11 protein-coding genes and 2 tRNA genes are annotated in these 12,802 nt (G+C 65.8%); 10 read left to right on the top strand and 3 right to left on the bottom strand.

From position 1 onward, the window contains the following. Nucleotides 1-104 precede the first annotated feature (104 nt). Both AAF184_06120 and AAF184_06115 read left to right on the top strand, forming a co-directional pair. A complete protein-coding gene (locus AAF184_06120; protein MEO0421889.1) occupies nucleotides 105-1,475 on the top strand; it encodes a 3-deoxy-7-phosphoheptulonate synthase class II in 1,371 nt (456 codons plus the stop codon). A 284-nt stretch (nucleotides 1,476-1,759) separates the two neighbouring features. Continuing rightward, nucleotides 1,760-3,505 (top strand): DUF3604 domain-containing protein, encoded by a 1,746-nt coding sequence (locus AAF184_06115; protein MEO0421888.1) that lies wholly within the window; start codon nucleotides 1,760-1,762, stop codon nucleotides 3,503-3,505. Nucleotides 3,506-3,520: 15 nt separating this feature from the next. On the opposite strand, the gene rssA is transcribed toward AAF184_06115, so the two are convergent. Further along, nucleotides 3,521-4,534: a patatin-like phospholipase RssA gene (rssA, locus tag AAF184_06110; GenBank protein ID MEO0421887.1), complete on the bottom strand. Its 1,014-nt coding sequence runs from the start codon at nucleotides 4,532-4,534 to the stop codon at nucleotides 3,521-3,523. Nucleotides 4,535-4,635: 101 nt separating this feature from the next. Then, nucleotides 4,636-5,115, bottom strand: a complete 480-nt coding sequence (locus AAF184_06105; protein MEO0421886.1) for a prepilin-type N-terminal cleavage/methylation domain-containing protein — start codon at nucleotides 5,113-5,115, stop codon at nucleotides 4,636-4,638. Between the two features lie 275 nt (nucleotides 5,116-5,390). On the opposite strand from AAF184_06105, the gene AAF184_06100 reads away from it, so the two are divergent. The 8 genes from AAF184_06100 to msrB all read left to right on the top strand — a co-directional run bounded on the left by AAF184_06100 (nucleotide 5,391) and on the right by msrB (nucleotide 12,503). After that, complete coding sequence (locus AAF184_06100; GenBank protein ID MEO0421885.1) at nucleotides 5,391-6,614, top strand: serine hydrolase; 1,224 nt, start codon at nucleotides 5,391-5,393, stop codon at nucleotides 6,612-6,614. A gap of 181 nt (nucleotides 6,615-6,795) precedes the next feature. Then, complete coding sequence (locus AAF184_06095; protein MEO0421884.1) at nucleotides 6,796-8,352, top strand: malate synthase A; 1,557 nt, start codon at nucleotides 6,796-6,798, stop codon at nucleotides 8,350-8,352. Between the two features lie 8 nt (nucleotides 8,353-8,360). After that, nucleotides 8,361-9,005: a uracil-DNA glycosylase gene (locus AAF184_06090; protein ID MEO0421883.1), complete on the top strand. Its 645-nt coding sequence runs from the start codon at nucleotides 8,361-8,363 to the stop codon at nucleotides 9,003-9,005. Further along, complete coding sequence (uvrC, locus tag AAF184_06085) at nucleotides 9,002-10,873, top strand: excinuclease ABC subunit UvrC (GenBank protein MEO0421882.1); 1,872 nt, start codon at nucleotides 9,002-9,004, stop codon at nucleotides 10,871-10,873. Before AAF184_06090 ends, uvrC begins: the two co-directional genes overlap by 4 nt. Nucleotides 10,874-10,886: 13 nt before the next feature. Continuing rightward, nucleotides 10,887-11,441, top strand: coding sequence for a CDP-diacylglycerol--glycerol-3-phosphate 3-phosphatidyltransferase (pgsA, locus tag AAF184_06080; GenBank protein ID MEO0421881.1), 555 nt, complete (start codon nucleotides 10,887-10,889; stop codon nucleotides 11,439-11,441). An 81-nt stretch (nucleotides 11,442-11,522) separates the two neighbouring features. Then, nucleotides 11,523-11,598, top strand: a tRNA-Gly gene (locus tag AAF184_06075). A gap of 268 nt (nucleotides 11,599-11,866) precedes the next feature. Next, nucleotides 11,867-11,940: transfer RNA gene (locus AAF184_06070), tRNA-Cys, on the top strand. 125 nt (nucleotides 11,941-12,065) lie between these two features. Then, nucleotides 12,066-12,503 carry a peptide-methionine (R)-S-oxide reductase MsrB gene (gene msrB / locus AAF184_06065; GenBank protein ID MEO0421880.1) on the top strand — a complete coding sequence of 146 codons (438 nt, stop codon included), beginning with the start codon at nucleotides 12,066-12,068 and terminating at the stop codon, nucleotides 12,501-12,503. Between the two features lie 52 nt (nucleotides 12,504-12,555). Here the strand turns inward: msrB and AAF184_06060 are convergent. Beyond that, a partial coding sequence (locus tag AAF184_06060) for a hypothetical protein (GenBank protein MEO0421879.1) occupies nucleotides 12,556-12,802 on the bottom strand: 247 nt, incomplete at its 5' end.

The following is a 12,802-nucleotide window of genomic DNA, read 5'->3' as shown; positions in this document are numbered from 1 at the left end:
CATTGTGCCAGAAACGGACCTGGTCCGGCGCTTTGAGTGCGGTCTTCTACGTCATGAAAACTTCGGTGTTGCAGAGCCGAAAAGCGCGGTAGCATCGACCCACTATGACTCGTTCTAATTCCCTAGCCGATTGGCACCCCACGAGCTGGACGCGCAAGACCGCCCTCCAGCAGGCGACCTACCCGGACCAGGGCGCGCTCGAACGCACGCTCGGCGAGCTTGGGGCCCTGCCGCCCCTGGTAACGTCCTGGGAGATCGAATCGCTCAAGACGCAGCTGGCAGAGGCCCAGGCGGGCCGGGCCTTCCTGCTCCAGGGCGGGGACTGCGCGGAGAGCTTTGCCGAGTGCACCTCGGAGCTGATCGCCAAGAAGCTGAAGATCCTGCTGCAGATGAGCGTGGTGCTCCTGCATGGCATGCGTAAGCCCATCGTTCGCGTCGGCCGCATGGCGGGGCAATATGCCAAACCGCGCTCGGCGGACACGGAGACCATCGACGGCGTCACCCTGCCGAGCTACCGCGGCGATCTGGTGAACCGCCCCGAGTTCACAGAAGTCGCCCGTGTGCCGAATCCCGAACAGATGCTGCGCGGCTACGAGCGCGCCGCCCTTACGTTGAATTTCGTTCGCGGCCTGGTCGACGGCGGCTTCGCCGACCTGCACCACCCGGAGAACTGGAACCTCGACTTCGTGCGCCACTCGCCCCTCGAAGACGAGTACAACCGGATCGTCGATTCCATCTCCGACGCCCTGGATTTCTACGCCCTGGTGGGCGGTCACCCGGCCCACGAGGCGAGCCGAATCGACTTCTTCGCCAGCCACGAGGGCCTGCACCTTCACTACGAGCAGGCCCAGACCCGTCTGCTCGCCCATCGCGGCCAGTGGTACAACCTCTCCACCCACTACCCCTGGATCGGCATGCGCACGGCGGCCGTCGACGGCGCCCACGTGGAGTTCTTCCGCGGCATCGCCAACCCCGTGGGGGTGAAGGTGGGGCCGGGGATGACCGTGGAGTGGCTGCAGGAGTTGGTCGCGCTGCTGAACCCCAACAACGAGCCCGGACGCCTCACGCTGATCCACCGCTTCGGCGCCAACAAGATCGAATCGGGTCTGCCGAAGCTGATCGAGGCGGTGCGGGAGACGGGCCACAACGTGCTCTGGGTGTGCGATCCCATGCACGGCAACACGGAGAAGACCGCTCAGGGCCTGAAGACTCGGCGCTTCGACAACATCCTGGCGGAGGTCGAGTCGGCCTTCCGCGTGCACCAGGAGATGGGCAGCTACCTCGGCGGTGTGCACTTCGAGCTCACGGGGGATGACGTCACCGAATGCACCGGCGGAGCCCGTGGCCTCAGCGATGCGGATCTGGCGCGGGCCTACCGCTCGCAGGTCGATCCGCGCCTGAACTACGAGCAGGCCCTGGAGCTGGCCATGCGCATCGCGGGCAATCGGGCGGCCGCGTCGGGGCCGCGCACCTGAGCTCTCTCCGAGGCGGGTCTTCGCCCCTCGGAGTAATCAGATAACGCAACTCTTCGGCAAGTCGATCGGCACAGGCTGATCGAATCGATTGCATTTGCGGTTCGGAACGGAAATCCACTGGGATTGTGATGCCCGAGCTCGCGGTTGCGCTGACGCGAGCCATAGCCTGTCGGAAACATTGGCCTTGGCCGTCCGTAGAATGGTGGTCGTCGTGCGGTAACACACGAACGGTGTGCGCCGCCCGACCGCGATATCAATGATTCACGGACGGCGCGAGACCACTGATGCATCTGATACCACCCTCTTCGCCGCTGTGCATCGCCGCGGCGCTGCTGGCGCTGGCGTCGACCAGCGTCGCCGAGGAGCAGACCGGCACAGCGCCGGCGCCACCGTCGCAGGGCGACGCCCAATGCACCGAGCACAACCCCTTACGCAACGTCTACTTCGGGGACTTACACATTCACTCGGAACTGTCTCACGATGCCTGGGTGTTCGGTACGCTCAACGGCCCGGGGCAGGTCTACGCGCAGAGTGCGGACATGCTCGATTTCGCGGCAGTGACCGATCACGCTAGGTACCTTGCAGAGATCAGTATGTGCAAGGATCCGGGCTCGCTGGCCTACCAGCATCCGGGATGTGTGGAGTATCGCGATGGAATCCTCAATCCGCTCAACCTGAACAAGATCTGCAAGGACCGCGAGCCCGCTGTGGACGCGGCCACCTGCGATCGCGTGGCGCGCAGGATCTGGCGGCGGATCAAATTCCAAGCGGACGCGGCCAACGATCCCTGCGAGTTCACCACCTTCACCGCCTACGAGTACACCTTGGGGTCGCAGTTCAACGGCGGCAGCCTCCATCGCAACGTCTACTACGCCGGCGATGTCACGCCCGCGGCCGCCTACGACTCGTGGAACTATCGATCTCGTGAGGCGCTGTGGTCGGCGCTGGAGACCGAGTGTCTCGACGTGGCCGGTTGCGACGTGATCGCCATCGCCCACAACCCGAATCAGAGCGAAGGTTTGGAGTACGAGAGTGGTGAGATCACCGCCGATCACGCGCATCAGCGCCATCGCCTCGAGCCGCTGGTGGAGATCTTCCAACACAAGGGCAATTCCGAGTGCCATCCCAGTCTGGCGACCGATGATCCGGAGTGTGCCTTCGAGCAACCTCCCGTGGAGCGCCTACTGCCGCCAGGCACCGATGAGGTGCCGGCGGGGTCCTTCGTGCGCAACGCGCTGAAGGACGGCCTGGTGCTGGAGCCGGAGCTCGGTGTGAACCCCTACCGATTGGGATTCATCGCCAGCACCGATTCTCACAACGGCATCGGCGGCACCACGGAGGAAGCCCTCTATTCGGGCAACTCCGGCGACCGCGACGACACGCCTTTGCGCCGCCTGGACGGACCGTCGGCGTACTACAACGCCGGAGGGCTCACGGGGGTCTGGGCGACCGAGAACACGCGGGCAGCGCTCTTCTCCTCCCTGACCCAGCGCGAGACCTTCGCCACCAGCGGCACCCGCCTCACCGTGCGCAGCTTCGCCGGCGAGAGCTTCGAGGACGAGCTGTGCGAGGCGCCGGACCTGCTGGAGCAGGCGTACGCGAACGGGGTGCCCATGGGCGGTGAGCTCACCGGGCTCTCCGGGGCGGCGCCGGCCATCGTGGTGATCGCACAGGCGGATCCGGCCGGCGCGCCGATCCAGGAGATCCAGATCGTCAAGGGCTGGAGCTCGGGCGGTGAGGCGCACGAGAGGGTCTTTCCGGTGGTGGCCTACGGGCCCGGCGGGGAGGTGGCCAGCGATTGTCAGGTCTGGCGGGATCCGCAATTCGATCCGCTCGCGCCAGCGTTCTACTACCCCCGGGTGTTCGAAGCGCCGACCCCGCGTTGGAGCACCCACGACTGCTCGGCGGTCAACGCCGACTGCGCCCATCCGGAGCTGCTGCCGGAGCCCTTCGCGGTTTGCTGTGATGGCAGCGTACCGGAGACCATCCGAGAACGGGCCTGGGGCTCACCCATCTGGTATTCGCCCTAGGGCGGTCGGGCGCCCCTAATCTGAGGCGGTTTGGGCACCATCCTCGGCGGCGAGCGAGGGCGACTTCTCGTTTTCGCTCTCCTTACCGGCGCCCAGAAGTTTCTTCAGATAACTGAGCTCCTCGGCGACACGGTCCGTGGCACGTGCGCCCTCGTCGATCGCGGGCGCGGCCTTGTGGAAATCCAAGATCTGCATGCCACCGAGGCGGGGGTTGATCTGCACCACTGGCGGCTCGCCAGCCATGCGGCTGCGCGTGATGCGGTCCTGCATGATGGCGATGGTGCCCGCCATCACGTCGAACAAGGACGGCTCCGGTGGCTTGTCGTCCTTGGCGTTGCCTCCGTTCGGCAGGAGGTTGCCCAGCATGTCGCCCAGACGTTCGAGAATCTCCTTCTCATCGCGTCGCTCCGCTTCGGCGTTGCGCGTGGTGTCCGGTGGAGGCGAGCGTTCCTCGCGCTCGCGCCGATGCACGTCAAGGCCATCGGTGTTGAGGTTGACGGCGATGACCAGGTCCGCCCCCAAGGCATGGCAAAGGGACACGGGGACGGGATTGACGACGCCGCCGTCGATCAGCCAACGGCCCTGGCGTTGCACGGGCACGAAGAGTCCCGGCAGGCCGCTGGAGGCGCGTATGGCCTCGAGCATGGACCCTTCGCGCAGCCACACCTCGCCGCCTGTCTGCAGGTCGGTGGCCACGGCGCCGAAGCCGATCGGCAGCGACTCGATCGGATGGTCCTCGAGCAGGCCGCTGATCGTGTTCATGAGCTTGTTGCCCGAGATGAAGCCCCCGCGGCCCAAGGTGGTGTCGAACATGGTGAGCACATCGAGCCAGCGCAGCTTGGCGATCCACTGCTCCAGCACCTCGAGTTGGCCACTCGCGTAGGCCGCGCCGACGAGGGAGCCGATGGAGGCGCCGGTGACCACCTGCGGGCGCAGGCCGAGCTCGGTCAACCGATGGATCACGCCGATGTGCGCCCAGCCGCGCGCAGCGCCCGATCCGAGGGCGAGCCCTAGCTTGAGGTCTGTCATGGAAGGTCCGCTTCGCGCTCGCGACAGGAGCAGTGGGTGGTGGTTACAAGTATGACACGTCTGTGATCGTGGGCGCGCTCGAGGAGTGGAGCTGGCGAGGGCTACTCGTCGAGGATGAAGGTGTAGCGCCCGTTGTCGGTCTGGCGGAACTTGCCCGTGTCGAGGTCGCCGTTGTCCACGATGCGATCGAGCAGGCGAATCGTCTTCTCAGGTTCCGTGGCGCCCACGATGGAGATGCCGGCGTAGCCGTAGTTGTCCGGTCCCTCCCAGTTCCAATTGCCGCCGATGGCGGTGGTCTCGGCCCAGGCCACCGGGTCGATGGAGAGGTCTGGGGCGTCCGGGGGGAGGTCCACATGGGAGTCGTTCGGGTAGTAGCCCGCCATGCCCGCCCAGCGATCGAACTCCCGCCCCCAGGCGCCGAGCTTGACCGCCATGTCGGCGAGGCGTGCGCGCGTGACGTAGTCCTCGTAGGCGGAGATGCTGATGGATGCCAGCACGCCCACGATGGCCACGACGATCATCAGTTCGATGAGCGTGAACCCGGCTTCTCGCCCGCGTGCGAAGGTGGCTTGTGATTCCATTGGGTTCTCTAGCGCGCAATGGCGCACAGGTGTTCTACGGATTGTGAGAGTCAGCCATGGGCTGCGGATGTGATCGATCTCACAGTACGAATAGGCGGGCTTGACGCGGTTCGTAGACTGCCTCGGGCAAGTGACGGCGACGGGCGACACTGTCGGGTTCTGCCTACTGTTTGCCGCGCCTAGGGGCGGCGCAAGGCGTGTTTGCACGATCGTTCTAGAGGTCGTTGGGTGCGCGAAAGTAAAAGGCGGGATTGGCGAAAGGTGGAGGGCGATGGATGAGGGGTTGCTCACCGTGTTTGGCGCTGGTGGTGACGGTGCTGATGGCCAGCTGCGTACCTCCGGCGCCTGCGCCCGTACCTTTCGGTGATACCTCGATTGAGTACGTGGCCGTCGAGGTGTTGGTGAACGAAGACGATCTCTCCTTCTGGGACATCCCGTTACTCGATGAGCCGGTGATGTCCACGGCCCCGCCGGACCGGGGCGATGGGCTCGACGTCGGTGAGCTCGGCGTGGATGGCGGCGATCGAGTCGCTATCGTCGCCCTGGCCGAGGAGCTCGCCGGTGGACGGTACGGCGCCTGCGACAGCCTGCTTCTCGTGCACCAGGGCAAGCTGGTGTTTGAGGCGTACTTTCGGCGCGGGCGCATCAACATCACCCATCCGCAGGTGTCCGCGACGAAGTCCTACACGGCGCTCGCGTTGGGCAGGGCGATCCAGTTGGGTCATCTGGCGATGTCCGATCTGGATCAGCCGCTGGTGAGTCTGCTGGGGGATCTGGATCCGTCCGGATTCGCCGAAGGCGCCGAGACGATCACCTTGCACGACGCGCTCACGATGTCCTCGGGTTTGCGCATCAGCGAGGCCCAGCTCGAGGCTATCGAACAGGATCCCCGTGTCGTGGCGGGCCGCGAGCAGGTGCGAGCCTATCTGCGCAGCAGTGCACCGGTTACCCGAGAAGCGCGGCGCTTCGCCTACCAGGGAACGGATCCGACGCTGGTCATGCAGGTCATCGATGCGGTCGTTCCTGGGTCTGCCGAGGCGTTCATCAAGGGCGAACTCCTCGATCGCCTCGGCATCACCACGTACGGCTGGCAGACCGATGTGAGCGGGCTGCCGAGGGCCGGTGACCGGGCGAGCATCAGCTCACGCGCCATGGCCAAGTGGGGTCTCCTCGTGCTCAACGAAGGGACTTGGGCAGATGACCAGCTGATCCCCCGCGCCTACATCGAGAAGCTGACCGCGAGAGCGGTCGCGTTGCGTGGCGAGGACGTCGACGTTGCTTCCGCGAGCGTCGGCAACCCTGGGTACGGCTACTTCTGGTGGCAGGCCGATCTGCTGAGTGCCGGGGAGCGCTACTTCAGCACGTCCGCCCAGGGAGGCGGGGGCCAGTACGTCGTGGTAGTGGAGGAGTTGGATCTCATCGTGGTGGTGACCGCCCATGGCCTCGAGTCACCCGCCCTGGCGCTCATCGCCGAGCGGATAGTGCCGGCGTTTCGCTGATCCGCGTTCGCCCATGCCCAGCTTCAGTGCTGTCACAAAAAGCGCATGGAAACCCTTGATTTTTAGGCGCGACTGGTGGCAGGAGGGTTGCCGTAACGGTTTTTGACAAGGCGCGAAGTGGCCAAGGATAATCGACCGGCTGCGAACGCAGCACCCTCCGATTTAACCCTAATGAGGCGCTATGGCCACTTGCGAAATACGCGGGGAATTCAAACCCGGGTTCGATGCTGTCCTCACTCCCCAGGCGCTGGCGTTCGTCGCTCTGCTTACCGAGCGCTTCGGCAGCCGGGTGGATGAGCTGCTCGCCACCCGCGATCAACGCCAGCAAGCCGTGGACGATGGAGCGCTTCCCGCGGTGGCAGAGCGGACGCGGGAAATCCGCGAACTGGACTGGATCATCGCCGATATTCCGGAGGATCTCCTCGATCGTCGCGTTGAGCTGCTCACTCCCGCGCGCCCGCAAGAGGTGCGGGATGCGCTCCGCTCGAACGTCAGTGTCTGCATCGCAGACCTGGAGGACACGCTCTCACCCACCTGGGACAACGTGATCCACGGCCATCGCTGCCTGCAGGGCGCCGCCACCGGCACCCTGTTGGATTCGGATGGCGGCGATGGCCAGTCCGAGGTGACCCTCGGCATGCGCCCCCGCGGCTGGCACATGGAGGAGAAGCACCTCTACGTGGATGGTCGCCCGGTGCCGGCGTCGCTGGCGGATTTCGGCCTCTACCTGTTCCACTGCGCCGAAGCGCTCACGGCGCGCGGCAGCGGGCCGTATCTGTCGCTGCCCAAGCTCGAGGGCCATCAGGAAGCGCGCCTGTGGGCGTCGATCTTCGAGTTCGCCGAGAACGAGCTCGGCCTGCGCCAGTACTGCATCAGGGCCACGGCCTTCATCGAGACGGTGCCGGCGATCTTCGAGATCGACGAGATCCTCTACGTCCTCAAGGATTACCTGGTGGGCCTCGAGTGCGGACCGGCCGACTACGTGTTCAGCTTCATCAAGACCCTGCACGCCCATGCGGACTTCGTGCTGCCGGACCAGCTGAACTTCGATCGCAGCGCCGAGTTCCTGCAGAACTACAGCCGCCTGGCGGTACACACGGCCCACCAGCGCAGCATCCTCGCCATCGGCGGCACGGCGGCGAGCTTGCAGGAGGGCGCGGCCCACGCCGAGAGCTTCCTGGCCAAGATCCGTGCCCAGAAGCAGCGCGAGTTCGAGATGGGCTTCGATGGCACCTGGGTGGCCCAACCCTCCATGGTGCCCCTCATCACTGAGATCCTGTCGGATCTCATGCCGGGGCCGAATCAGCTGAGCGTGACCGGCGGCGGCGAGGAGATCACGGCCGAGGCCCTGCTGACGCCACCCCAAGGCCCGGTGACCGAACCTGGCGTCCGCCGGAACATCCGCTTCGCCCTGCGCTACCTAACCGCATGGCTAGGTGGGGAAGGGTGCGTTTTCTTCAATAACCGCCGCGAGGACATGGCCACCGCCGAGTCGGCGCGGGCCCAGCTGTGGCAGTGGGTGCACCACGACGTGACCCTCGAGACGGGCGAGTGGATGGACGAGGCCTGCTTCCGCCGCCTGCTGGCTGAGGAGGTGCCCCTGGCCGCCGAGGACCTGGCCGCCCTCGGGGTGGACAGCGAACGCCTGAGCCTGGCGGCGGACCTGATCAGCGACGTCGTGCTGCGCAAGGACTTCGTGCCCTTCCTCTCGGTCCAGGCCTACGCGCATCTGCCCTAGCTCCGGTAGTGCCCGCCTTCGATCCAAGCTGCCGTCGTTGCGAGCGCCTGGCCCGGTTCCTCGATGAGGTTCGCGCCGAGCACCCGGACTACCACGCCGCTCCGGTAGCCCCCTTCGGTGCCGAGGCCCCGCGCCTGCTCGTAGTGGGCCTCGCGCCGGGCATGCACGGCGCTAACCGCACGGGCCGCCCATTCACGGGCGATCACGCTGGCATCCTGCTTTACGAGACCCTGCACGCCTACGGCTTCGCCTCCCAGCCCGAGGCGACGGCGGCCGACGATGGCCTAGAGTTGCTGGGTTGTCGTATCACCAACGCGGTCAAGTGCCTGCCGCCGGCGAACAAGCCCCTCGGCGGTGAAGTGACCACGTGCAACACCTTCCTGAGCACGGAGCTCGAGGCACTGCCCGCGCCAGCGGTGGTGCTGGCCCTCGGTTCCATCGCCCACCAGGCGGTGATCAAGGCCCTGGGGTTGCGGCAGAAGGACTACGCCTTCGGCCACGGCGCGGAGTACGCCCTCAGCGATGCCCTGACCCTGATCGACTCCTACCACTGCAGCCGCTACAACACGCAGACCCGTCGCCTCACCGCGCCGATGTTCCGCGAGGTATTCGCCCGCGCCCGTGTCCTCATCGACTGCGGGGCAGCGGGATGAGCGAGCGCCCGGATGACAGCAAGGACACGCTCGCCCTGGGGGTCGCCGAAGACGACACCTTCGACCTCGAGTCCTTCCTGCGCAACCTCACCCGTCGCCCGGGCGTGTACCGGATGATCGACGGCAAGGGCGAGGTGATCTACGTCGGCAAGGCGCGCAACCTGCGCAACCGGGTGACCAGCTACTTCCGCGGCCAGGTGACCTCCGGCAAGGTCTTCGCTCTGCGCAAGCACATGGCGCGCATCGAGGTGACCGTCACCGAGACGGAAGCCGAAGCGCTGATGCTCGAGTACAACCTCATCAAGCGTCACCGCCCGCGCTTCAACGTGACCTTGCGCGATGACAAGAGCTTCCCCTACGTGCACCTGTCGAGCGATCACGAGTACCCGCGCCTGTCCTTCTACCGCGGATCACGTTCCGGCAAGGGGCGCTACTTCGGCCCTTACCCGAACGCCTATGCCGTGCGCGAGACCCTGAGCGTGTTGCAGCGCCTGTTTCAGATCAGGCCCTGCCGTGACAGCTTCTTCCAGAACCGCACGCGGCCCTGCCTGCAGTACCAGATCAAACGCTGCTCCGGGCCTTGCGTGGGCCTGGTCGATCGCGAGCGCTACGCCCGCGACATCGAGCACGCCGTGATGTTTCTCGAGGGCAATCACGACGAGGTGATCAGCGATCTCGTTAGGCGAATGGAGGAGGCCGCAGAGGGGCGCGAGTACGAACGCGCCGCCCAGTACCGCGACCAGATCGCCACCCTGCGCAAGGTGCGTGAACGCGACGTGATCGCTGGCGATCGCGGGGATGCTGATGTGATCGCCGTGTACAGCGACGGCCGCGTCCACGGCATCGCGAACATGTTCATTCGCGGCGGTCGCAACCTGGGCACACGCAATTGGTTCCCGCGTAGTGGGGCGCACGCCGATGCGCGCGAGGTGCTGTCCGCCTTCATCGCCCAGTACTACCTCAGCAACGACGCACCGGCCGAGATCCTCACTGCGATGCCGATCAGCAATGCTCCCTTGCTGGAGGAGGCCTTCGAGCAATCGAGTGGCCACAAGGTGTCCATCCGCTGGCGCCTGCGCGGCGTGCGGGCCCAGTGGGTGGCGGCCGCCCGAGCCAATGCCGAGCAGGCCCTCAAGATGCGCTTGGCGAGTTCAGCGGGGGTCGCCGCCCAGCTCGAGGCCTTGCGCGAGTTGGTGGGCCTGGACGAGGTGCCGCAACGGATCGAGTGCTTCGATATCAGCCATACGGGCGGCGAGCAGACCGTTGCTTCCTGCGTCGTGTTCGGTAGCGAGGGGCCGCTGAAGAGCGACTACCGGCGCTTCAACATCACCGGCATCACCGGTGGCGATGACTACGCGGCGATGCGCCAGGCGCTGACGCGGCGCTACACCCGGGTCAAGCGAGGCGAATCGCCCGTGCCAGATGTGCTGATCATCGATGGCGGTAAAGGGCAGATGAGTGAGGCGCGCGCCGTCCTGGAGGATCTGCAGTTGGAGGAGATCGTGATGCTCGGCGTGGCCAAGGGCCCCACGCGCAAGGCCGGCTTCGAACAGCTCTACCTCGACGACGCCGAGCGCCCCCTGCCGCACCCCGAAGACGGCACGGCCCTGCGCCTGATTCAACAGGTGCGCGACGAGGCTCATCGCTTCGCCATCACGGGGCATCGCCAGCGACGCTCGGCGGCGCGCAACACGTCGGTGCTCGAGAGTATCCATGGCCTCGGGCCGAAGAAGCGGCGCGACCTCCTGCGCCACTTTGGCGGCTTGCAGGGCGTCTCGCGCGCGGGCATCGAAGACCTGGTGAAGGTGCCGGGCATCAGCCACAAGCTGGCGGCCGCGATCCACGAGACCCTGCGCGATGGGCAGTGAGCGTCGTGGCGGCATGAGCTTACCCATGGCGCTGACCTGGGCTCGCATGGCGCTCGTGCCCGTGTGCGTGGTGCTGTTCTATCTGCCGACCCCCTGGGGCCGTGCGGCGGCCGCGGGCGTCTTCGTCCTGGCGGGCATCACCGATTGGCTGGATGGCTACCTGGCGCGACGTTGGCAGCAAACAAGCGCGTTTGGTGCGTTCTTAGATCCCGTGGCGGACAAGGTGATGGTGGCGGTGGCGCTGGTGCTCGTCGTGCACGGCGGCGGGGGAGGGGTGATCGGCCTGCTCATCGCCCTCGCGGCCATGGCGATGATCGCCCGCGAACTCATGGTGAGCGCGCTGCGCGAGTGGATGGCGACGAGGGGGGCGCGGGATCAGGTGGCCGTCTCCTGGCTCGGCAAGGTGAAGACCACCGCACAGATGGTCGCACTCACGGTGCTGCTCTACGGCGGGCCCCTCCTGGGCGTGGACAGCCGGGCGATCGGACTTCCCGTACTGCTGCTGGCAACGGCCTTGGCGTACGCCTCGATGGCGGGTTACCTGGGGGCCTTGCGAGCGGACGAATAGGGGTTTGCGCGGCGGCGGCGCAAAACCACGCGATGGTGCTTGACAAGCAGCGCAGCGAAACTAAACTAGCCGGTCTTGCTCGCGGGAATAGCTCAGTTGGTAGAGCACAACCTTGCCAAGGTTGGGGTCGCCAGTTCGAATCTGGTTTCCCGCTCCAAATCGAAAAGCCTCCGGATCTTGGGTCCGGGGGCTTTTTCTTTTGCGCCATGGGGACCGCCCCCACCGTTCGGGCGTAGACCCGCTAGCAGCTGCCCTCTCAGCAGGGGGGCGGGCCTGGGCTCCAAACGCTCGGATTAGGTAAGGCGGTGGCGCGATCCGTCCCTGCGTGAGCCGGCGCTCGAGCAAGCTCCATATCACGACATCGAGGTCCCGGAGCGGCGGTTGTCAGCCTACGGCCGCTCCGCTATATTCCCCGGCTCCGCGCTGGCTGGGTGGCAGAGTGGTTATGCAGCGGCCTGCAAAGCCGTGTACGCCGGTTCGATTCCGACCCCAGCCTCCACTTCCCGTATCGCTGTCGAATACTCCTAGAGCGCTGCCCGTCGCGGCGCTTTCGCGTTACCTTGTGGCTGCTTCATGCCACTTGTCGATATAGGCACGGATACCCACCGGGAGGGGCCCTCCACCATGAGCAAGTACGAGCGCAATGAGGATGCGATCAAGTCACTGAACTCCCAGCAGTTTCAGGTGACTCAGCAGGACGCCACGGAACGTGCTTTCCACAATCAGTACTGGGACCACAAGGCGGCCGGTATCTACGTGGACGTGGTGAGCGGTGAACCGCTGTTCGCCTCGGTGCACAAGTACGACTCGGGATCTGGCTGGCCGAGCTTCTGGCAGCCGCTGGTCGGCGATCATGTGCTGGAACTGCAGGATCGCAGCCACGGGATGGTGCGGACGGAGGTGAGGTCGAAGCATGGCGACTCACACCTCGGACACCTGTTCCCTGATGGGCCCAAGCCCAGCGGGATGCGTTACTGCATCAACTCGGCGTCCTTGCGCTTCGTTCCCGCGGAGGACTTGCGCAATGAGGGCTACGAGGAGTTTCTGGCCCTGTTCGAGTAGGACGGATTCTCGTGTCCGCTGCCCGCATGGCGCAGCGGACTTGCGGCACCGGTCATTCCTGCGGCACCCAGGCGTCGATCGCTGCGGACGAGGAATAGAGGTCTTCGCCGAGTAGCCCCTGACTCCAGGTGTAGCCTTGGCTCCAGGTGTAGCCCTGGCTCCAGGTGTAGCCCTGACTCCAGGTGTAGCCCTGACTCCAGGTGTAGCCCTGACTCCAGGTGTAGCCCTGGCTCCAGGTGTAGCCCTGGCTCCAGGTATAGCCCTGACTCCAGGTGTAACCCTGGCTCCACGTGTAGCCG

The sequence above is a fragment of the Pseudomonadota bacterium genome (assembly GCA_039815145.1).
In the GTDB taxonomy this organism is placed as follows: domain Bacteria; phylum Pseudomonadota; class Gammaproteobacteria; order Steroidobacterales; family JBCBZW01; genus JBCBZW01.
Note: the sequence above shows the minus strand (reverse complement) of the source record. Positions and strands in the feature narration are given on the sequence as shown.

What these genes read in the sequence shown, in the direction of transcription:
- pgsA (MEO0421881.1), top strand. Translation starts at nt 10,887, where the DNA reads ATGAGCTTACCCATGGCGCTGACCTGGGCTCGCATGGCGCTCGTGCCC.
- AAF184_06115 (MEO0421888.1), top strand. Translation starts at nt 1,760, where the DNA reads ATGCATCTGATACCACCCTCTTCGCCGCTGTGCATCGCCGCGGCGCTG.
- rssA (MEO0421887.1), bottom strand. Translation starts at nt 4,534, where the DNA reads ATGACAGACCTCAAGCTAGGGCTCGCCCTCGGATCGGGCGCTGCGCGC.
- uvrC (MEO0421882.1), top strand. Translation starts at nt 9,002, where the DNA reads ATGAGCGAGCGCCCGGATGACAGCAAGGACACGCTCGCCCTGGGGGTC.
- AAF184_06100 (MEO0421885.1), top strand. Translation starts at nt 5,391, where the DNA reads ATGAGGGGTTGCTCACCGTGTTTGGCGCTGGTGGTGACGGTGCTGATG.
- AAF184_06105 (MEO0421886.1), bottom strand. Translation starts at nt 5,115, where the DNA reads ATGGAATCACAAGCCACCTTCGCACGCGGGCGAGAAGCCGGGTTCACG.
- AAF184_06095 (MEO0421884.1), top strand. Translation starts at nt 6,796, where the DNA reads ATGGCCACTTGCGAAATACGCGGGGAATTCAAACCCGGGTTCGATGCT.
- msrB (MEO0421880.1), top strand. Translation starts at nt 12,066, where the DNA reads ATGAGCAAGTACGAGCGCAATGAGGATGCGATCAAGTCACTGAACTCC.
- AAF184_06120 (MEO0421889.1), top strand. Translation starts at nt 105, where the DNA reads ATGACTCGTTCTAATTCCCTAGCCGATTGGCACCCCACGAGCTGGACG.